This is a genomic window from Streptomyces sp. NBC_01707 (genome assembly GCF_041438805.1).
GTDB lineage: Bacteria > Actinomycetota > Actinomycetes > Streptomycetales > Streptomycetaceae > Streptomyces.
Window position 1 is genome coordinate 2236933 of record NZ_CP109190.1, and the last position, 20968, is coordinate 2257900.

The following is a 20968-nucleotide window of genomic DNA, read 5'->3' on the forward strand; positions in this document are numbered from 1 at the left end:
GGCGGCGCCGGGAGAATTCTGTGCCGCGGCGCAGGCACTGGACGTCGCGGCCGTGGACGTGGTGAAGCTGACCTGCTCGCCGTCCGATGTGCGAGGGCGGTCATGACGCCAAAGTCCTTCCTGCAGAAGTAGGTTCCCGCCAGCAGCCGCGCTGGTGCTTGCAGCTGGTCGGCACCGGGGTTGCCGACCCGGTTCACAGCTGTGGGTCCGGAAAATGGGTATGCAGGAATCTCGTCGGGCACGTCGTGGCCGAGTGCCCGGGCTTCGGGAGGACGGTGCTGCCCGCCGGGGCCGAATCGGTCCGCTCCCGGGCAGCCGGATTTCGGCACAGTGGCTCAGGTGTGACGGCCACGGTCCGTTGCGCTGGTTGGCAGCCCCGTCGGATCCCGGCGGGGCTGCCGTGTTGTCAGAGAACGCCGTAGGGCGGCACGGTGGTAAAGGGCTGTCCCGTAAGTCCCTGGCGGCGCACGACGACAGCTACGGCACCTTGCCACGTTGTCGGAACGCCCGAATGCGTCCAGTGCGATGACGCCCCTCCCCTTGCGATGCACCGCCTCCGACGCCGCGCGCCGATCCACAGGGATTACGGGACAGCGGGATTGCGACCAGGCACGACGCGACCGCCACCTCCTACGGAACAGCGGCCGGCCTGGCGTCGTTCCTGCTCAGGGCAAGATCCGTTTGAAGACGGAACCTAGCTCGAATCCCGCTCCGCCTCCTCGGCGGCCCGCTTGATGTTCGCCAACCGACGGTCCCAGTCTGCTGCGAGCGCGTCCATCCACCGAGCCGTGGCGTTCAGCGCCGCGGGCCGCACCTCGTACCGCACCTCACGGCCGACCCGGCTGCCGGAAACCAGGCCGGCAGCGTCCAGGACGGCAAGGTGCTTGACCACCGCCTGACGCGAGACGGGGAGTTGTTCCGCGAGAGTCGTCGCGGTGGACTCGCCCTGTGCGCCGAGCAGGTCGAGCAGCCGACGTCGCGTCGGATCGGCCAGTGCTCCGAGCACACTGTCCACCGCCTCGTCGGCGCGGCGACTGCCGTCCGTCACACGGACTCTTCGGCGCGCGCCTTGAGCGCGTCGAGTTCCTGGGGCCAGCCACCGGTGTTGTCCTTCACCGCCCGGCGGCGCAGTTCCTCGGACCCGGCCAGCGTTGCGAACCCGCTCTCGACGACGCGGAGACGCGTCCTGTCACCTTCCGGGGTCAGTGTGAACTCCACCAGGGTGCTGTTGTCCTCCCGCAGTTCTTCTCCGGGGAACGCACTGGCCCAGCGGTACGCGAGGTAGGTCGGCGGCTCCACCTTCTCCACACGTACCGGGAAGTCACCGTACTCGGGGTTCTTCGCCACCATCGACGCGCCTTCTTCGGCCACGGTGCCGGGCAGGCTCGCCTTGTCGGCCACCCAGAAGCCGGGTTCGGCGACCAGCGACCAGACCCGCTCCAGAGGTGCCTCGATCAGGGTTTCGCGTTCGATCCTGTCCTCGCTCATGGGAACTCCTTCATCGGCATCATTGAGTGCAACTCCAGAGTTGCACATGGCGACCTCAGGAGCAACCTGGGAGTTGCACTTCGGTGCGTCGCCCTCGGTGGGTGCTCGATGAGGGGGCGACCGCGCTCGCCGTGCCGGGCGGTCCCTGAGTACGATCGCGCCAGGTCAGGCTGTAGCCGATGCCCGCACCGTCACATGATCAGCGACGGAGACCGCCGGCAGCGGCCCTCATGAACGGCTGGGCTCCGGCCCGGTCCAACCGGCCACGCCGACGCAGGCCTCATTCCCCTCGGCGTCGGCCAGCACCCAGTGCGACGGGGCATGCGCGTCCGTCACCAGCCGCCCGCCGGCGGCGATCGCCGCCGCGATACGTGCCTCGGCCTGGTCATAGGGAACCCAGACGTCGATGTGGACCCGGTTGCGCTGCGGTCGCGGCGTATCCATCTGCTGGAAGTAGAACGGCGCCCCACGCCGCTGCGGGTCGATCAGATCCTCGGGGCTGTCGGCGCGGTCCTGGTAACCGAGCAGGGCGCGCCAGAACGGGATGACCGCGCGACCCACGAGGACGTCGACGGTGACCTGGACGGTCTGCACGGCGGACGGGACGGCGAGGGCACCCAGCTTGCGCGCCACCGCAGAGATCCGGCGGGCCAGTTCCGCGTTCCGCTCGGTCAGGCCGTAGTAGTCCTGCGTGATCGTGATCAGCCGTACCGTCAGGCCCTCATGCCGCAGGTCGATGTCGGGGGGACACTCTCCAGGCCCCGCCAGCTCGCTGATCGCCTGCACGAACTCGGCACTGGCGGCAAGCGAACCGGTGCGGAAGTACGCGCACGCCCCCTCACCCAGCACTCGCCAGTCCTCCAGACCGGCTGCTTCGTGAAACTGCTGCGGCCGCATCCGCCCACTCACGCCCTCAACGTAGGTCATGCGCTCAACCTAGCGCGCCGACAAGGCAATTGGCCTGCTTCACCGACCGCTTCGAAATGGCTGAGCGCGCCGCACGGAGGGTGCGCGACAACGGCACCCGACCGGGAGCCGCTGGAACGTTCCAGTGTTCACAAGGGCGAAATGCCCACCCGCATCCCGGCAGGCCGCTGCGCAGACGTCGACCGGCTCCCCATGGAGGAGCACCGCGGAGTCAATGAGCCGAAGTACCGAAGCAGACTCACCCCCCTTGCTTACCGTTCCGTAACCTCTGAATTACCTCAGATTTGTTCCTGCGTGACTTTGGGCACTGTCAGAATCGCAGGATTCCCGGATGATGTGGCGTCGGACCGTGTCACGGTGACGACTCCCTGGCCCGCCACGGCCGGGAACGCCCACCTTCCCCTCACAAAGGCGAACCCTCTCCATGAGTGACCGCATCACAGCGGCCGAAACGCTCGTTGCCGCCCCACCGGCGGCGGGCTCCCCCCACGTGGACGCCGGCGATGCCGGGTACAGCAAGGACCTCAAGTCCCGCCATATCAACATGATCGCCATCGGCGGCGCGATCGGCACAGGGTTGTTCCTGGGCGCGGGCGGCCGGCTGGCCGGGGCGGGTCCGTCACTGGCCATCGCCTATGCGGTCTGTGGCGTCTTCGCGTTCTTCGTCGTGCGCGCGCTCGGCGAGCTGGTGCTCTACCGGCCGTCCTCCGGCGCCTTCGTCTCCTACGCCCGTGAGTTCATGGGTGAGAAGGGCGCCTTCGCGGCCGGCTGGCTGTACTTCCTGAACTGGGCGACCACGGCTGTGGCGGATATCACCGCGGCTGCCACCTATGCCCATTTCTGGGGCATGTTCAGTGACATCCCGCAGTGGATCCTTGCGCTGATCGCTCTCGCCGTCGTCCTCACGGCCAACCTCATCTCGGTGAAGTACTTCGGCGAGATGGAGTTCTGGTTCGCGATCATCAAGGTCGGCGCCTTGGTCGCGTTCATGCTGATCGGCATCTTCCTGGTGGTGACCCAGCACCCGGTGGACGGTCATACGCCCGGTTTCTCCACGATCTCCGACAGCGGTGGCATCTTCCCCGTCGGCATGCTCCCCATGCTCCTGGTGATCCAGGGTGTCGTCTTCGCGTACGCGTCCGTCGAGCTGTGCGGCGTTGCCGCCGGTGAGACGAAGAACCCCGAGAAGATCATGCCCAAGGCGATCAACTCGATCATGTGGCGCGTCGGTCTCTTCTACGTCGGCTCGGTGGTGCTGCTCGCCCTGCTGCTGCCGTACACCTCGTACTCGGGGGACGAGAGTCCGTTCGTGACCGTCATGGACAAGCTCGGTATCCCGGGCGCAGCCGGTGTGATGAACCTCGTCGTGCTGACCGCGGCGCTCTCCAGCCTGAACTCCGGGCTGTACTCCACGGGCCGCATCCTGCGTTCGATGGCCCTGTCGGGCTCCGCGCCCAAGTTCACCGGGCGGATGAACAAGGGGCAGGTGCCGTACGGCGGCATCCTGCTCACCGCCGGCTTCGGTGTCCTCGGCGTCGGCCTCAACTACGTCATGCCGGGCGAGGCGTTCGAGATCGTCCTCAACTTCGCGTCGATCGGCATCCTCGGCACGTGGGGCATGATCATGCTCTGTTCGCTGCTGTTCTGGCACCGCTCGCGCGACGGCCGGGTCACCCGCCCCTCGTACCAGCTGCCCTGGGCCCCGTACACACAGATCGTCACGCTGGCATTCCTTGCCACGGTCGTGTTCCTGATGTGGTGGGGCGGCGGGGTGGGCCGTACGACCGTGATGTGCCTGCCGCTGATAGCGGCGGCGCTGGTCGGCGGCTGGTTCGTCGTCCGGCGACGGGTGAACGACCTCGCGCGGGAGCGCCAGGACGTCTGATCCTCCCGGTCGAGTGGACGGCCCCGGTGAAAGCGTGCAGACGCTTCCACCGGGGCCGTCGTCGAGCGGTAGCAGCGCATGGCGCCTCATCCCCACAGCCGACGACGGAGGGCGTCCTCACCCCGGTCGCGCCCTCTCACCTGGGGTGCCATCGGCTGTGCGTCCAACCGATTCGAGGATCGCCCCGGCGCGACCCTCGATCAGAAGCACGCGACAGGAAGGCCTCCGGGGAAACAGCGCGCATGGTGGCCGAAGCGACGAGCGGCGTGGCACAGCACTGCCCGGCAGGTGACGCTCAATACGATGCGCGTGTGCGATTCGCGATCTCCATCCCACAGTTCTACGCAGATGGCGAGTTCGATCCAGCCGCATTCCGCGCCTACCTCACGCGTGTGGAGCAGTTGGGCTTCGACAGCGCCTGGACACAGGAACAGACACTGGGTTCGAAGCCGCAGCTCGGACCGATCGAGACCATGACCTACGCCGCCGCGTGCACGGAGCGCCTCCGTCTCGGATGCGTGGTCTTCGTGTCCACGCTGCACAGTCCTGTGCACCTCGCGAAGAGCATCAGCTCGCTGGACCAGATCAGCCGAGGCAGGATCGAGGTCGGCTTCGGTACGGGCGGCAAGCAGCGGCCCTTCGCAGCCTTCGGCATCGGCCCCGAGCGCTACATCGCCCGCTTCTACGAGGGCATCGAGGTGATGACGCGCCTGTGGCGCGATTCCCGAGTCGGCTACTCCGGCGAATTCTGGCAGTTGACCGATGCTGCCATGGAACCGAAGCCGTTCCAGAAGCCCAATCCTCCGTTGTGGTTCGGCGGGAGCGGACGCACCGCGCTGCGACGTGCCGTGATGAGCCCGGGCTTGTTCAGCGGCTTCTTCGGTGCGGGCCAGGTTCCGACCGCGAGCTTCGCCGAGCAGGTCCGGACCGTGCGCCAGGCGCTGGCCGAGTCCGGCAGGCCGACGAATGACTTCACGATCGCCAAGCGCGTCTACATCGCGGTGGACGGCGATGCCCAGCGGGCCCGCGACCGGATCAACGCCGAGCTGGCCGCGCTCTACACGAAGCGGTCACCCGAGATCGAGGCTGCCGCGATCGCGGGCACTCCGATGGACTGTGTCCGCGCGCTGCGTGAGGTCGTCGCCGCCGGCGCGGAACTCATTTTGTTCACGCCGCTGTTCGAGCCGGCCGAACATGCCGAACGGCTGGCCTCACAGGTCATGCCGGAGCTCGAGGTGGGCCTCGGGAAGGACAGGCCGTAGCTCAGGTAGCGGCGACGGAGCATCGGTCGGGCGCTCGGCCTGAACCGGGTGTCCCCGTCATGATCGGCTCCGAGCGGCGCGAGCGGATCGACCACGCGCCATCCGTCAGTCGAGCAGGGTCTCGGCGACGTGCTGAGGCGCGTGGCCTTCACCACATTTTGTCCATTTAAGGACAGATGGACTCATATAAATAGTTTTATAGATAGCTGTACTCCCCCGACATCCGAGTCGAGGGATTCAACGACGAGTGATACGGGAGAAGCGTTGATCACGGTACGTAATGGACGCACCCGGCTGGTGGCTGTGGTCGGTGTACTCGGCGGTGCGCTCTCGCTCACGACCCTCGGCGGTATCAGCAACGCCGCCACCAGCGGTGACAACGCCGGAGATCACCCGAAACCGCAGGCGCAGGCACAGGCACAGGCACAGGCACAGGCGGATCAGGCGGCCACCCAGGAGGCTTCCGACGCCCGAATAAAGATCACGCCCAAGCAAGGTGCGTACGACGTCGGACTCAACGACTCCGTCAAGGTCACCGTCAGCAATGGCACGCTCACCAAGGTGACCATGACCGCCGTCGCGACCGGTGCCGAGGTTCCGGGCACCCTGTCCGCCGACGGCACGTCCTGGGCGCCGAACGGCCGGCTGGAGCGGGCCACCAGGTATCAGGTCACCGCGGAGGCCAAGGACGCCAAGAGCCGCCCCGTCACCGGGAACGCCACGATCACCACGCTTTCCCCGGTCAACAACTTCATCGGGCACCTCTCCCCCGAGGACGGCTCGACCGTCGGCGTGGGCATGCCGGTGACGGTCGACTTCGACAAGGCGATCAGGGACAAGGCCGCGACGGAGTCGAAGATCCATGTCAGCTCCAGCAGCGGCCAGCAGGTCGTCGGTCACTGGTTCGACGACGACCGCCTCGACTTCCGCCCCAAGAACCACTGGAAGCCCGGCTCCACCGTCACCGTCACGCTCAACCTCCACGGCACCCAGAAGACGGTCACGTTCAAGATCGGCCGGAGCCAGATCAGCACGGTCGACGCCGAGACGAAGCAGATGACCGTCGTACGGGACGGCAAGACGATCAAGACCATCCCGATCTCGTCCGGCAGCACGGAGCACCCGACGTACAACGGTCAGATGGTCATCTCCGAGAAGTTCAGGCAAGTCCACATGAACGGTGCGACCGTCGGCCTCACGACGAAGGACGGCAAGCCCTCCTACGACATCGAGGCCGTACCGCACGCCATGCGCCTGACCGCCTCGGGCACCTTCATCCACGGCAACTACTGGGGTGCCGACACGGTCTTCGGCAAGGTCAACACCAGCCACGGCTGCGTGGGCCTGAAGGACGTCAAGGGCGGCGGCGACGGCAAGCAGCCCGCCGCGTGGTTCTTCGACAACTCGATGATCGGCGATGTCGTGATCGTCAAGAACTCCGAGGACAAGACCATGTTGGCCCCCGACAACGGCCTCAGCGACTGGAACATGCCGTGGAGCGAGTGGGTCGCGGGCAGCGCGACCGGCTGACACCACGTCACGTCCAAAACATCTGAACCTGGATCCCTTCCGCCAGGCGGCGGGCGACACCGCGTCGCCCGCCGCCTGCCGCGTCAGGGCGCTCGAGCAGATTCGCCGCGTGTGGGACCGCGGTTGCGTCACGTCGCCCAACAGACGATCGATGTCGGCGGACCCGTGGGTGTTCGACACCAGTACTGTGCGCCCATCGCCCGCCAGTCCCGCTTGGTACCGGGATGGAAGAAGCTGATCGCGAACGGTGCGGCGTCCAGGCCCACCCGAGGCCACAGGTCATAGCCGGCGCCGACCATCACGTCCTCCCGCCACGGCGCATCCTGCCGCCCGTCGGACAGACGGCCGGCGTTCCCGGCTGCTCCCTTCAGCATCGTGACGAGGCGGCGAAGATCCGGCCGACATGGTGAGCCGGCCCCGTCCGCCGGGACACCGAAGACGTTTCCACCGTCGGCCACCACAACCTCCCCCGAGGGCTGTCCCGCAATCCCTGGCGGGCGCACGACGACAGCAACGGCACCTCGCCGCGTTGTCGGATCGCCCGAATACGTCCAGTCCGATGGCGCCCCTCCGCCTTGCGATGCACCGCATCCGACGCCGCGCGCTGATCCACCGGGGATTGCGGGACAGCCCTTGCGGAGAGGGACTTGTTTCCGCCACATCAGTAACACGACGGATACACAGCACCGTTGACGTGTTTCAGTGCTGACCTTAGGCTCGCTCGCCATCGGTTCCAGCCAGGGTTCGCACACATGATCCCATTCCTGGCATGTGTACGGCAGTCCGTCGTCGCTGCGATGGCGGGCAGGCGCTGCCGCTCGACCGGAATCGCCGTTTCGCTCCGTACCGACGACTCGGGAGAACATGTGAACAGACGTCGCGCGCCCGGCTGGGCCGCCTCGGCACTCGTCACCACTCTGGCGCTGACCGGCGCACTCGCCGGCCCCGCCGTCGCGTCACCGGCCGCCGCTTCCGCTCCCACCCCGACGACGGCGGTCGCCACCGCGACCGACGGCATCACGCACGAGCAGAACGACCGAGTCCCGAAGGGCTCGGTCTGGACCCAGCACTACTTCCCGTCCTCGGACGGCTCCGGTACCGAACTGCACGGCGACCTGCTGATGCCCGAAGGCGTGCCCGCCGGGCAGAAGGTGCCGGTCATCCTCTCCATCGGCCCTTACTTCGGCCACATGGGCCAGACGAACTCCGAGGGCTGGACCCACACCGGTCCCTCGAATCGCTTCCAGGACTTCATCGAGGGCAGCGACCTCTTCGCCCACGGCTACGCGTTCCTCATGGTCGACCTGCGCGGCTTCGGCGGCTCGACCGGCTGCCTCGACTGGGGCGGTCCCGGTGAGCAGGCCGACGTGAAGGCCGCGATCAACTGGGCCGCCGGCCAACCGTGGTCGACCGGCGCGGTGGGCATGTACGGCAAGTCCTACGACGCCGTCACCGGCCTCATCGGCAACGACCTGAAGCAGTCCGCGCTGAAGGCCGTTGTCGCCGGGGAGCCACTCTGGGACATGTACCCGTACATCTACTCCAACGGCGTCCCCCGCCCGAATGTGACCGGAACCGCGAATGCCTACAACGGCATTGCCACGATGGCCCCGCTGCCGGACGACGACGTGCGCTATCAGGCCAACGCCCGGTACGAGGACGACCACCCCGGATGCCTGACCGAGAACTCGGCCGGCTACCGGATATCCGACCGGAACGACCCGTTCTGGACCTCCCGTGACCTGGCCAGGATGGCTCGGCGCACCGACACGCCGCTCTTCGTCACCCAGGGCTTCGTCGAGAACAACACCAAGCCCGAGGAGATGCAGGAGTACCTCACCAACCACACCGGCCCGGAGCGTGGTTGGGTCGGCCAGTGGGACCACGTGCGTGGCGGCGACCGGGTGAGCGACGGTCGTCTGGCCATGGGCCGCGAGGGCTGGTACGACGAGACGCTGTCCTTCTACGACCAGTACCTCAAGGGAGTTCGGCCCTCGGTCGACTACCCGAGGTACTCCGTCGAGGACTCCACCGGTCACTGGCGGGCCCAGGACACGTGGCCGGTGGTGGAGCGCAAAGTCACCCTCCCTCTGGGGAGGGGCAGTTACCTCGACGACGGCGGGGCCTCCGCCCGCGCGAACCTTTCCGTAGCCGGCACGCCGGCGCCCAAGACCGTGCAGCCATCGGCGAACTGGGACATGGAGAACGCGCCGACGACCGAACAGTCGGGCCCCAAGGGTCTGGCCAAGGGGGTCGCGAAAAAGCAGCAGGCCGGTGAGGTCGGCTCCAGCTTCTTCGTCTGGTCGCAGCCACTCGCACAGGACGTACGGCTGACCGCCACACCGAACATCTCGCTGACCGCGAAGGGCAAGGGCAACGTCATGCTCAAGCTCTACGACGTCGGCCCGGACGGCAAGGCCGTGATGTTCGACGAGCAGGTCTCCCTGCTGAAGGCGGGCCGGATGAGCGTCGACCTCAAGGCGACCGACTGGACGCTGGCGGCCGGGCATGTCCTGGCTGTGGAGATCGGCTCGATCCAGACCGGATCGTGGCGTGACACCCCATCGGGTCGGACCGTCAAAGTCTCGGGCGCCGTGCTGAGGCTGTCCCTGGACGATCCGTCCGACGACGTAGCCACCCAAGGAGAGCGCTCACCGTACCTGGACACCTACCTGCGCCAGTTCACGGTGGACCTGCCGGCCGGTCCGGCTTCCTTCACCGTGACGCCCGGCGGCCACATCTGATCCCACGCCCACAAGCCGGAGCGGGCCGGCACGGCTCCCGACCCGCTCCGGAGCACCGTCCGGCACCGGCCCAGGCAGCGCGCGAGGCCTGGCCGCCGTAGTCCGCCAAGCGGAAGCCGCGGACAAGGCGGAGATCCATCGTCGGCTGGGGGCCCACCCTGGCCTACGACTCCGGAAAACAGAAAAAGTGCTGGTCGAGACAAATCTCAACCAGCACTCCGCGACAACCCGTGGGCTATCAGTTGGTGTCCGAGGGGGGACTTGAACCCCCACGCCCGATAAAGGGCACTAGCACCTCAAGCTAGCGCGTCTGCCATTCCGCCACCCGGACTAGGTGATCGGCCCCGGTCTCCCGCGGCGACAAAGAAAACAATACCAGGGGTTCGGGGTGGCTCTCACCTGCATATTCGGTGGTCAGTGCGGTGCGGTTGGCCCAGCCGAGGGGCGCTGGGAGTCGTCGCATACGGTCCGGATCCGAGCGAGCACGTACAGTGCTCCGGTGGTTCGCCGGGCGGCGTACGGGCCTGGTGCGGGCGGCCGGGCTACCTTCGCGGACATGAGTGATCGCGGCTACCGGCGGCCCCGGACGCTGTCCCCCTTGCGTGAGTATCTGCGCGATACGTTCTGGTTCGCTCCGACGGTGGGGCTGGTGTGCTCCTTCGCGCTGTGGTGGGGCGTCTCGGTGCTCGATACGGAGATCGTCACGCACCTGAAGGACGAGCAGGCGTACGAGGAGGTCGGCGATCTGATCAGGTTCGCCGACGATGCCAGGACCATCGTCACCACCGTCAGCTCGGCGATGATGACCTTCATCGGTGTCGTGTTCAGCATCTCGCTGGTGGCCGTGCAGATGGCGAGCGGTCAGCTCACGCCGCGGGTGGTGCGGATCTTCGTCCGGAGCCGGATCAGCAAGATGACGCTGACGGTGTTCCTGGCGACGTTCTCGTTCTCGCTGCTGGTTCTGACCTCGTACGAAAGCGGGAGCGACCCGCGACGGGTCACGTCCGTACCGATTCTGCAGAGCATGCTGACGCTGGCCATGGTGGGCCTCAGTCTGTTGCTGTTCATCGCGTACGTGAGCTCGACGCTGCGGCTCATGCAGGTGGGGCCGGTCGTCGATCGCATCACCCATGAGTCCCTGCAGGTGCTCAGCCGGATGCCCGGTGGGGTGCGGGAGGAGCTGCCGCTCGGGGAGGAGACCGCGCGGATCGGGTACTCGGGGCGGGCCGGGGTGCTGCGTGAGGTGAACGTGGCGCGGCTGGTGCGGGCTGCTCGGCGGCATGGGGTGGTCCTGCGGCTGATCCCGCGGATCGGGGACTTCGTGGTGCCGGGCACGCCGTTACTCGCCGTTCATGGTGGAGCCGCTCCGCCACCGCGGATGCCGAGGTACACGATCTCGGTGGGAGTCGAGCGCACGGCGCAGCAGGATCTGGCCTTCGGGCTGCGTCAGCTTTCGGACATCGCACTGCGGGCCCTGTCGCCGGCGGTGAACGATCCCACCACCGCCGTGCAGTGCCTCGACCGGATCGTGCAGTTGCTGGCCGCCATGGTGCATCTGCCGCTCGGCGCGGTGCTGCACCGGGACGGAGCGGGTGCGGTGCGGCTTGTGCAGAACGGACCGGAGTGGACCGATCTGGTGGACCTCGCCTTCGAGGAGATCCGGTGGTGCGCGGCGAGGAGTCCGCAGGTGTCCCGGCGGATGCTGGCCGGGATCGACGATGTGGTGGCTCTGGCTCCGGAGGACCGGAAGGGCACGCTGGTCAGGCACCGTGAGCTCCTGGTGAAGGCCGTGGAGCGCACGGTGCCCGACGTCACCGAGCGGGAGTTCGCGCTCGTTCCCGATCGTCAGGGGATCAAGTGAGCTGGGGCGTTCCTCCTGGATGTCACGGCATCAGTGAGCGCGGGCGTTCCTCCGGCTGTCACGGCATCAGGTGGTAATCCGGGAAGTTGCCGGGGAGTCGCTCCCCTGCCGGGCCGTCCGTCACCGCCCGGACCAGCAGTTCACCGCCCACGAAGGCGCCGCGCCAGGACGCGCCGAAGCCGCCGAAGAGTTCGTCCCGGTCGCCTCGGGAGCGGGGGGTGCCGTGACCGGTCTTGAACGCGCGGATCTGGGGGGCCAGGCGCTCGTACGTTGCCGGGTCGTCGGTCGAGAGCGTGGCGACCAGGGCGCCGTTCGAGGCGTTCATGGCGGCCAGGAGTTCCGCCTCCGTGTCGACGAGGACGATCGTGTCGACCGGGCCGAAGGGTTCCGCGTGGTGGAGCGGGGAGGACGGGGGCGGGTTGAGGAGTGTGACCGGGTGGAGGTACGCGCTGGTGTCCTGGCCCGGGAGGAAGTGTGCGTCGGCCGTCGACCCTCGGTGGAGGGGGATCGCGCCCCGGTCGATGGCCTCCGTCACCTGATCGGCCAGTTCCTTGGCCTTCGCCGCGTTGATCAGCGGGCCGAAGTCCAGGGTGGGGAGGGGGTCCGCCGGGTCCGCCACCGCCAGGGGGTGGCCGGTGCGCAGTGAGCGGACGGCGGGGAGGTAGGCCGACAGGAACGCGTCGAACGCGCTGCGCTGGACGACGAAGCGGGGGTACGCGGTGCACCGCTGCTTGCCGTAGTCGAAGAGCTTCGGGATGACGGCGGTCAGCGACGGCCAGTCCGTGAAGTTCCAGATGCCCCAGGTGTTGAGGCCTTCCTGTTCGAGGATGTGCCGTTTGCCGAGGTCGGCGACTTCGGTGGCGATACGGGCCCCGGTGTCCCGGCCGCCGACGAAGGAGACGCAGCCGATCTCGCGCGAGCGGACGAGAGGCGCGGAGAGTTCGCTTCCGCTGCCGCTGAGGAGGGTGAGTGGGATGCCCTCGCGGGCGGCGAGGGCGCAGGCCAGGGTGAGGCAGGCGACCCCGCCGTCGGTCGGGGTCTTGGCGATGACCGCGTTGCCGGCCAGGGCCTGTACGAGCATCGCGTGGACCAGCACGGACATGGGGTAGTTCCAGCTGGCGATGTTCGAGACCGGGCCGGGGAGCGGGGTGCGGTCGGCCAGGAGGCGGTCGATGTTGTCGACGTACCAGCGGACACCGTCGATCGCGCGGTCCACGTCCGCCTGGGCGAGGCGCCAGGGTTTGCCGATCTCCCAGACGAGGAGGAGGGCGAGGAGTTCCCGGTGCTCGGTGAGCGAGTCGAGGGTGGCGGATACGCGGGCGCTGCGCTCGGCGAGCGGGATGTGACGCCAGGCGCGGTGCTGGTCGAGGGAGGCCCGGACCGCCTGTTGGGCGGTCGCGGCGTCCAGGCGGGGCGGGCCGGCGATGGGGGTGCCGTCGACGGGGCTGTTGGCGGTGAGGGCGCGTCCGTCCTGTTGCCAGGACGCTGCCCAGAGGTTGAGGACCCGGTCGGCCTGGAATGCCTCGGGGGCGATGGTGAGGCAGCGTTGCCAGGCGTCCGACCAGGCTGTGCCTGGTTTGAGGGTGCGGGTGGGGGCGTCGGCGCTGATGGGGCGGGTCGGTGCCATGGAAGTCTCCGCTCTCGGTGCACAGTCGGGGCGGGAGGTGGGACGGCTCGCTCCTACCGGACGGTAGTGAAGTCGGCACGGGGAGGGCAGGGGTGTTGCCTCAGTGGTGAGCGACGTCACGCGGTTGCGGCTGAGGATCGGGAGCGGGGTGCGGGGCGGGTGCCGTGAGGGCGGGGGTGGGACGCCTGAGGCGGGCTTTTCCCCGAGCCGCCCCTTCCTGGAACCGGGGCCCCGCCCCGGGCCCCGGTTCCTCGATCGCCGGACGGGCTGAAACTGTCCGACTAGCTGCGTGTGTCCGACGGGTCGGGTATCCCCAGCTTCTGCCGTACCAGCCTGGCCGTCTCCGTCGGTGTGGCGCCGACCGGTACCCCTGCCGCTTCCAGTGCCTTCTGTTTTGCCTCCGCCGTGCCCGACGAGCCCGAGACGATGGCACCCGCGTGCCCCATCGTCTTGCCCTCGGGGGCCGTGAAGCCCGCGATGTAGCCGATCACCGGCTTGGTGATGTGCTGCGTGATGTACGCCGCCGCTCGTTCTTCCGCGTCACCGCCGATCTCGCCGATGAGGACGATGAGTTCCGTGTCGGGGTCGTTCTCGAACGCTGTCAGGCAGTCGATGTGCGTGGTGCCGATGACCGGGTCGCCGCCGATGCCCACTGCCGATGTGAAGCCGATGTCGCGCAGTTCGTGCATCAGTTGGTACGTCAGCGTGCCCGACTTCGAGACCAGGCCGATCCGCCCCGGGCCGGGCGCGATGTCGGCCGGGATGATGCCCGCGTTGGACTGACCGGGGGTGATCACGCCGGGGCAGTTGGGGCCGATGATGCGGGTGCCGCGGGTACGGGCGTGGGCGTGGAAGGCCACCGCGTCGTGGACCGGGATGCCTTCGGTGATGACCACCGCCAGGCCTATGCCCGCGTCGGCCGCTTCGATGACGGCCGACTTGACGAAGGGGGGCGGGACGAAGACCACCGTGACGTCCGCTCCGGTGGCGTCCATGCCTTCGCGCACGGAGCCGAAGACGGGGATCTCGGTGCCGTCGAGGTCGACCTTGAGGCCCGCCTTGCGCGGGTTGACGCCCCCTACGATCCGGGTGCCCGCCGCGAGCATCCTGCGGGTGTGCTTCATGCCCTCGGCCCCGGTCATCCCCTGGACGAGGACCTTGCTCTCCTTGGTGAGAAATATGGCCATGTCCGGTCTCCTTAGGCTGCGTCGGCCAGTTGGGCTGCTCGGCGCGCGGCGCCGTCCATCGTGGTGGCCTGCTCGACCAGCGGGTGCGCGTGTGCGTCGAGGATCGCGCGGCCACGGGCGGCGTTGTTGCCGTCGAGGCGGACGACGAGGGGTTTGGTCAGGCGTACTGACCGCAAGGCCTGGACGATGCCGCCGGCGACCGCGTCGCAGGAGGTGATGCCTCCGAAGACGTTGACGAACACCGACTTGACCGCCGGGTCGGAGAGGATGACGGAGAGGCCGTCGGCCATGATGCCTGCCGAGGCGCCGCCGCCGATGTCGAGGAAGTTGGCAGGGCGGGCGCCGCAGCCGGCGACGACGTCGAGGGTGGACATGACCAGTCCGGCGCCGTTGCCGATGATGCCGACCTCACCGTCGAGCTTGACGTAGTTGAGGCCCTTGGCCGCGGCCGCTGCCTCCAGTGGGTCGCCGTGCGGATCACCGGCCTCCGTTCCCCAACGGGACTGGCGGAACTCGGCGTTGTCGTCGATCGTCACCTTGCCGTCGAGCGCGAGGATCCGGCCGTCCACCGTACGGACCAGGGGGTTGACCTCGACCAGCAGGGCGTCCTCCCTGGTGAGCACCTGCCACAGGCGCTGGAGCACCGGGGCGGCCTCGGGCGGTAGGGCTGCCGCTGCGGCGATCTGTGCGGCTTTGCGTTCCGTCACTCCTTCGACGGGGTCGATGGGGATGCGGGCCACTGCCTCCGGCCGGGTCGCGGCGACCTCCTCGATCTCCATGCCGCCCTCTGCGGAGGCGATGGCCAGGAAGGTGCCGGCGGTTCGGTCGAGTACGTAACTGACGTAGAACTCGGCCTCGATGTCGACGGGTTGGGCGAGCATCACCGTCCGCACCATGTGGCCTTTGATGTCCATGCCGAGGATCTGACGGGTGGTCAGTTCGGCGGCCGCCGGGTCGGCCGCGATTTTGACTCCGCCCGCCTTGCCGCGGCCGCCCGTCTTCACCTGTGCCTTGACGACGACCCGGCCACCGAGCCGGCCCGCCGCTTCCTTTGCGTCGGCCGCGCGGTCGATGACCTCGGCCTCCGGTACCGCTATGCCGTGTTCTGCGAAGAGTTGCCGTGCCTGGTGCTCGTACAGATCCATAGCCACTCCCGATCGTGCCGATTGTGAAAGTGCCGCTCGCCCCCTGGACACCACCCACCGGATGCGGGATAACAAGCTTCATACAGTATTCGTCGACTGTATGCAATGTACCGCGGGAGCACGGGCAATGGCTCCTGCACTCCCCTTACGAAGGGACAGGGCCGCCATGCCCGAGGACAGCGAGGAGCTCATTTCCGGTGGGCACTTGGTCGCCAAAGCGCTGAGGGCCGAGGGGGTGGAACGCATCTACACCCTCTGCGGCGGCCACATCATCGACATCTACGACGGCTGCGTCGACGAGGGCATCGAAGTCGTCGACGTACGCCATGAACAGGTCGCCGCGCATGCCGCCGACGGCTACGCACGGATCACCGGCAGGCCGGGATGTGCCGTCGTCACCGCCGGACCGGGGACGACGGACGCGGTGACGGGGGTCGCGAACGCCTTCCGCGCCGAGTCACCCATGCTGCTGATAGGCGGTCAAGGAGCGTACAGCCAACACAAGATGGGCTCGCTCCAGGACCTGCCGCACGTCGAGATGATGGCGCCCGTCTCGAAGTTCGCCGCCACCGTGCCGGACACCGCCCGCGTCGCCGACATGGTGTCCATGGCCTTCCGCGAGTGCTACCACGGGGCACCCGGGCCTTCCTTCCTGGAGATCCCGCGCGATGTGCTGGATGCCAAGGTCCCGGTGGCGAAGGCCCGGGTGCCGGAGGCCGGGCAGTACCGGGCCTCGACCCGTACGGCCGGTGACCCCGCGGCCGTCGAGAGACTCGCCGATCTCCTCGTGCACGCCGACAAGCCGGCGATCCTGCTGGGCAGTCAGGTATGGACGACCCGGGCGACGGACGACGCCGTCGAGCTCGTACGGACGCTCAATGTCCCCGCCTACATGAACGGGGCCGGGCGCGGCACACTGCCTCCCGGCGATCCGCACCACTTCCAGCTGTCGCGGCGGTACGCCTTCTCCAACGCCGATCTGATCGTGATCGTGGGTACCCCGTTCGACTTCCGGATGGGGTACGGCAAGCGGCTCTCCCCCGACGCGACCGTCGTGCAGATCGACCTCGACTACCGCACCGTCGGCAAGAACCGGGACGTCGACCTCGGGATCGTCGGCGATGCGGGGTTGATCCTGAAGGCGGTCACGGAAGCGGCGAGCGGGCGGGTCGACGGGGGTGCGGTCAGGCGCAAGGCGTGGCTGGAGGAACTGCGTGCCGCCGAACGGACCGCGATCGAGAAGCGGCTGCCCGGTCTGAAGTCGGATGCCTCACCGATCCACCCGTACCGGCTGGTCAGCGATATCAACGACTTCCTCACCGAGGACTCGATCTACATCGGGGACGGCGGCGACATCGTCACCTTCTCCGGTCAGGTCGTCCAGCCGAAGTCGCCCGGCCACTGGATGGACCCGGGGCCGCTGGGCACGCTCGGCGTCGGGGTGCCGTTCGTGCTGGCGGCGAAGCAGGCCCGGCCCGACAAGGAGGTCGTGGCGCTCTTCGGTGACGGCGCGTTCTCCCTGACCGGATGGGACTTCGAGACGCTGGTCCGCTACAACCTCCCGTTCGTCGGGATCGTCGGCAACAACTCATCGATGAACCAGATCCGTTACGGCCAGAAGGCGAAGTACGGCGACGAACGCGAACGGGTCGGCAACACCCTGGGCGACGTCCACTACGACAAGTTCGCCCAGATGCTGGGCGGCTACGGCGAGGAGGTCCGCGACCCCGCCGACATCGCACCGGCACTGCGGCGGGCCCGGGAGTCCGGGCTCCCGTCGCTGATCAACGTCTGGGTCGACCCCGACGCGTACGCCCCCGGAACCATGAACCAGACCATGTACAAGTAGCAGAGGAGCCATTGGGCATGACCAAAGCTCTTGAGGGCGTGCGCGTCCTCGACATGACACACGTACAGTCCGGACCCTCCGCCACCCAGCTGCTCGCCTGGCTCGGCGCCGACGTGGTGAAACTCGAGGCGCCGAGCGGCGACATCACCCGCAAACAGCTGCGCGATCTGCCCGATGTCGACTCCCTCTATTTCACGATGCTCAACTGCAACAAGCGGAGCATCACCCTCAACACGAAGAGCGAGCGCGGCAAGGAGATCCTCACCGAACTGATCCGCCGCTCGGATGTGATGGTGGAGAACTTCGGGCCCGGCGCCGTCGACCGGATGGGGTTCACCTGGGAGCGGATCCAGGAGATCAACCCGCGGATCGTGTACGCCTCGATCAAGGGATTCGGTGAGGGTCCGTACACCAATTTCAAGGCGTACGAGGTCGTCGCCCAGGCCATGGGCGGCTCGATGTCCACCACCGGCTTCGAGGACGGTCCGCCGCTCGCGACCGGCGCGCAGATCGGCGACTCCGGAACCGGCATCCACGCGGTCGCGGGCATTCTGGCCGCGCTGTTCCAGCGGGAGAACACCGGGCGCGGTCAGCGCGTCAACGTCGCCATGCAGCATGCGGTGCTCAACCTGTGCCGGGTGAAACTCCGTGACCAGCAGAGGCTGGAACACGGTCCGTTGGCGGAGTATCCGAACGAGGACTTCGGCGACGAGGTGCCGCGCAGTGGCAACGCGAGCGGCGGCGGGCAGCCCGGATGGGCGGTGAAGTGCGCGCCCGGCGGGCCCAACGACTACGTGTACGTGATCGTGCAGCCGGTCGGCTGGCAGCCGCTCGCCTCGCTCATCGGGCGTCCGGAGCTGGTGGACGATCCCGAGTGGGCGACGCCCGAGGCCCGCCTGCCCAAGCTCGACAAGATGTTCCAGCTCATCGAGGAGTGGTCCGCGACGCTCCCCAAGTGGGAGGTGCTGGAGCGGCTGAACGCGCACAACATCCCGTGCGGCCCGATCCTCTCCACCCAGGAGATCATCGCGGACGAGTCCCTGGTCACCAACGAGATGGTCGTCCAGGTGGAGCACCCGGAGCGCGGCACGTTCACCACCGTCGGCTCCCCCCTGAAGCTGTCCGACTCCCCGGTGGATGTCGTGACTTCGCCGTTGCTCGGCGAGCACAACGAAGAGGTGTACGTCGGCGAGCTGGGCCTCGGCGACGAGGAACTGCGGCTGCTGAAGACGAACGGAGTCATCTGAACATGGTGGAATCACAGGACCGCGAGACCGTACGGGCGTTGCTCGACTCCGTCCGGGCCGCCGGACGCAGTGCGCTCACCGCGCCCGAGGGCAAGATCGTCGCCGATGCGTACGGGATCGCCGTGCCGGGTGAGGAGTTGGCACGGGACGTCGATGAGGCGGTGAACTTCGCGAACGGGCTCGGCGGGCCGGTCGTACTGAAGATCGTCTCCCCCGATGTGCTGCACAAGACGGATGCCGGCGGTGTCGTCGTCGGGGTGGAGGGCAGCGCCGAGGTGCGCGCCGCGTTCCATCGCATCATCGAGAACGTGCGGGCGTACGCGCCCGACGCGCGGATCGAGGGTGTTCAGGTGCAGCAGTTGGTGCCGCCCGGCCAGGAGGTCATCGTCGGCGCGGTCACCGACCCGACGTTCGGGAAGGTCGTGGCCTTCGGGCTCGGCGGTGTGCTGGTGGAGGTCCTCAAGGACATCACCTTCCGCCTGGCCCCGGTCAGCGCGGACGAGTCGCTGTCGATGCTCGACTCGATCGGCGCCGCCGAGATCCTGCGCGGTGTTCGGGGTGCGGCACCGGTGGACCGCCAGGCCCTGGCGGAGCAGATCCGGCGGGTCTCCCAACTCGTCACGGACTTCCCGGAGATCGCGGAGGTCGACCTCAATCCGGTCATCGCCGCGCCGGACGGTGCGATCGCGGCCGACATCCGGATCCTGCTGTCGACGGAGACGGTCAAGCCCCGGCGTACCTACCCGCGCGAGGAGATCCTCGCTTCGATGCGCCGGCTGATGGAGCCGCGCTCGGTCGCCGTGATCGGCGCCTCCAACGAGGAGGGCAAGATCGGCAATTCGGTGATGCGCAACCTCATCGACGGCGGCTTCTCCGGGGAGATCCACCCGGTGAACCCCCGGGCTGATGACATTTTGGGCCGCAAGGCATACAAGAGCGTCACGGACGTACCCGGTGATGTGGATGTGGCGGTCTTCGCGATCCCCGCCAGGTTCGTGGCATCGGCGCTGGAAGAGGTGGGGCGCAAGGGGATACCCAATGCGGTCCTCATCCCTTCCGGATTCGCCGAGACCGGTGAACAGGCCCTGCAGGACGAGATCGTGGCGATCGGCGAACGGTACGGCGTACGGCTGCTCGGGCCGAACATCTACGGCTACTACTCGACGTGGCAGGACCTCTGCGCCACCTTCTGCACCCCGTACGACGTGAAGGGCGGGGTGGCCCTGACCTCGCAGTCCGGTGGTATCGGCATGGCGATCCTCGGCTTCGCCCGTTCGACGAAGACCGGTGTGTCGGCGATCGTCGGGCTCGGCAACAAGTCCGACATCGACGAGGACGACCTGCTGACCTGGTTCGGCGAGGACCCGAACACCCAGTGCATCGCGATGCACCTGGAGGACCTCAAGGACGGGCGCGCGTTCGTCGAGGCCGCGCGCGCGACCGTGCCGAAGAAGCCGATCGTGGTGCTGAAGGCAGGCCGTACCAGCGCCGGCGCGAAGGCAGCGGGTTCGCACACCGGGGCACTCGCCGGCGACGACGCCGTGTACGACGACATCCTGCGCCAGGCGGGGGTGATCAGGGCGCCGGGGCTGAACGACATGCTGGAGTACGCGCGGGCGTTGCCCGTGCTGCCGACGCCCAAGGGCGACAACGTGGTCATCATCACGGGGGCGGGCGGCTCGGGCGTTCTGCTGTCGGACGCGATCGTCGACAACGGGCTCTCCCTCATGGAGATTCCGCCGGATCTGGACGCGGCGTTCAAGGCGTTCATTCCGCCGTTCGGTGCGGCCGGCAACCCGATCGACATCACGGGCGGCGAGCCGCCGTCCACGTACGAGGCGACGATCCGCCTCGGTATGGAGGACCCCCGCATCCATGCGCTGGTCCTCGGCTACTGGCACACGATCGTCACTCCCCCGATGGTCTTCGCCGAGCTGACCGCGCGGGTGATCGCGGAATTCCGCGAGCGCGGGATCGAGAAGCCCGTGGTGGCGTCGCTGGCCGGCGACACGGAGGTGGAGGAGGCGTGCCAGTACCTCTTCGAGCACGGTGTCGTGGCGTACCCGTACACGACGGAGCAGCCGGTGGCCGTACTGGGCGCCAAGTACCGATGGGCCCGTGCTGCCGGGCTGTTGGACGGTGATCGATGACCTGAGTGCGAGAGCTCGAACCACGGGGTCTGCGGCGAACCGCTCGGCCGCAGACCCCGGGCGACG

At 68.1% G+C, this 20968-nt stretch carries 15 protein-coding genes and 1 tRNA gene; 8 read left to right on the forward strand and 8 right to left on the reverse strand.

Annotation, left to right across the window (positions count from 1 at the left end; translation table 11 throughout):
* Positions 1 to 694 precede the first annotated feature (694 nt).
* The 3 genes from OG963_RS10120 to OG963_RS10130 all read right to left on the reverse strand — a co-directional run bounded on the left by OG963_RS10120 (position 695) and on the right by OG963_RS10130 (position 2415).
* On the reverse strand, positions 695 to 1048 hold the full coding sequence (locus OG963_RS10120) for a helix-turn-helix transcriptional regulator (RefSeq protein ID WP_093779007.1): 354 nt from the start codon (positions 1046 to 1048) through the stop codon (positions 695 to 697).
* A complete protein-coding gene (locus tag OG963_RS10125; RefSeq protein ID WP_093779005.1) occupies positions 1045 to 1488 on the reverse strand; it encodes an SRPBCC domain-containing protein in 444 nt (147 codons plus the stop codon). The genes OG963_RS10120 and OG963_RS10125 overlap by 4 nt, the downstream gene beginning before the upstream one ends.
* A gap of 228 nt (positions 1489 to 1716) precedes the next feature.
* Positions 1717 to 2415 (reverse strand): VOC family protein, encoded by a 699-nt coding sequence (locus tag OG963_RS10130; RefSeq protein ID WP_371798786.1) that lies wholly within the window; start codon positions 2413 to 2415, stop codon positions 1717 to 1719.
* Between the two features lie 424 nt (positions 2416 to 2839).
* Here OG963_RS10130 and OG963_RS10135 point away from each other — a divergent pair, with 424 nt between their 5' ends.
* From OG963_RS10135 to OG963_RS10145, 3 genes are all read left to right on the forward strand, one after another.
* Positions 2840 to 4300 carry an amino acid permease gene (locus OG963_RS10135; RefSeq protein ID WP_093779004.1) on the forward strand — a complete coding sequence of 487 codons (1461 nt, stop codon included), beginning with the start codon at positions 2840 to 2842 and terminating at the stop codon, positions 4298 to 4300.
* Between the two features lie 242 nt (positions 4301 to 4542).
* Positions 4543 to 5562 (forward strand): LLM class flavin-dependent oxidoreductase, encoded by a 1020-nt coding sequence (locus tag OG963_RS10140; RefSeq protein ID WP_371798787.1) that lies wholly within the window; start codon positions 4543 to 4545, stop codon positions 5560 to 5562.
* A 267-nt stretch (positions 5563 to 5829) separates the two neighbouring features.
* A complete protein-coding gene (locus OG963_RS10145) occupies positions 5830 to 7092 on the forward strand; it encodes an Ig-like domain-containing protein (RefSeq protein WP_371800280.1) in 1263 nt (420 codons plus the stop codon).
* A 128-nt stretch (positions 7093 to 7220) separates the two neighbouring features.
* Here OG963_RS10145 and OG963_RS10150 read toward each other — a convergent pair whose 3' ends face one another.
* Positions 7221 to 7550 (reverse strand): hypothetical protein, encoded by a 330-nt coding sequence (locus tag OG963_RS10150; RefSeq protein WP_319740584.1) that lies wholly within the window; start codon positions 7548 to 7550, stop codon positions 7221 to 7223.
* Positions 7551 to 7958: 408 nt separating this feature from the next.
* On the opposite strand from OG963_RS10150, the gene OG963_RS10155 reads away from it, so the two are divergent.
* Positions 7959 to 9836, forward strand: a complete 1878-nt coding sequence (locus OG963_RS10155; RefSeq protein ID WP_371798788.1) for a CocE/NonD family hydrolase — start codon at positions 7959 to 7961, stop codon at positions 9834 to 9836.
* Between the two features lie 243 nt (positions 9837 to 10079).
* On the opposite strand, the gene OG963_RS10160 is transcribed toward OG963_RS10155, so the two are convergent.
* A tRNA-Leu gene (locus tag OG963_RS10160) sits at positions 10080 to 10167 on the reverse strand.
* Positions 10168 to 10392: 225 nt separating this feature from the next.
* On the opposite strand from OG963_RS10160, the gene OG963_RS10165 reads away from it, so the two are divergent.
* Positions 10393 to 11697: a DUF2254 domain-containing protein gene (locus OG963_RS10165; protein ID WP_093778996.1), complete on the forward strand. Its 1305-nt coding sequence runs from the start codon at positions 10393 to 10395 to the stop codon at positions 11695 to 11697.
* A 58-nt stretch (positions 11698 to 11755) separates the two neighbouring features.
* Here OG963_RS10165 and OG963_RS10170 read toward each other — a convergent pair whose 3' ends face one another.
* The 3 genes from OG963_RS10170 to sucC form a co-directional block, all read right to left on the reverse strand.
* Complete coding sequence (locus OG963_RS10170; RefSeq protein WP_319330476.1) at positions 11756 to 13324, reverse strand: aldehyde dehydrogenase family protein; 1569 nt, start codon at positions 13322 to 13324, stop codon at positions 11756 to 11758.
* A 281-nt stretch (positions 13325 to 13605) separates the two neighbouring features.
* Positions 13606 to 14511: a succinate--CoA ligase subunit alpha gene (gene sucD / locus OG963_RS10175; protein ID WP_037823612.1), complete on the reverse strand. Its 906-nt coding sequence runs from the start codon at positions 14509 to 14511 to the stop codon at positions 13606 to 13608.
* 11 nt (positions 14512 to 14522) lie between these two features.
* Positions 14523 to 15656 carry an ADP-forming succinate--CoA ligase subunit beta gene (gene sucC / locus OG963_RS10180; protein WP_093778992.1) on the reverse strand — a complete coding sequence of 378 codons (1134 nt, stop codon included), beginning with the start codon at positions 15654 to 15656 and terminating at the stop codon, positions 14523 to 14525.
* Between the two features lie 166 nt (positions 15657 to 15822).
* Between sucC and OG963_RS10185 the strand changes: the two genes are divergently transcribed.
* The 3 genes from OG963_RS10185 to OG963_RS10195 are packed head-to-tail and all read left to right on the forward strand — an operon-like array spanning position 15823 to position 20902.
* Positions 15823 to 17505 (forward strand): thiamine pyrophosphate-binding protein, encoded by a 1683-nt coding sequence (locus OG963_RS10185; RefSeq protein WP_371798789.1) that lies wholly within the window; start codon positions 15823 to 15825, stop codon positions 17503 to 17505.
* 17 nt (positions 17506 to 17522) lie between these two features.
* Positions 17523 to 18752, forward strand: a complete 1230-nt coding sequence (gene frc / locus OG963_RS10190) for a formyl-CoA transferase (RefSeq protein WP_371798790.1) — start codon at positions 17523 to 17525, stop codon at positions 18750 to 18752.
* Between the two features lie 2 nt (positions 18753 to 18754).
* Positions 18755 to 20902: an acetate--CoA ligase family protein gene (locus OG963_RS10195; RefSeq protein WP_093778988.1), complete on the forward strand. Its 2148-nt coding sequence runs from the start codon at positions 18755 to 18757 to the stop codon at positions 20900 to 20902.
* Positions 20903 to 20968: the final 66 nt, after the last annotated feature.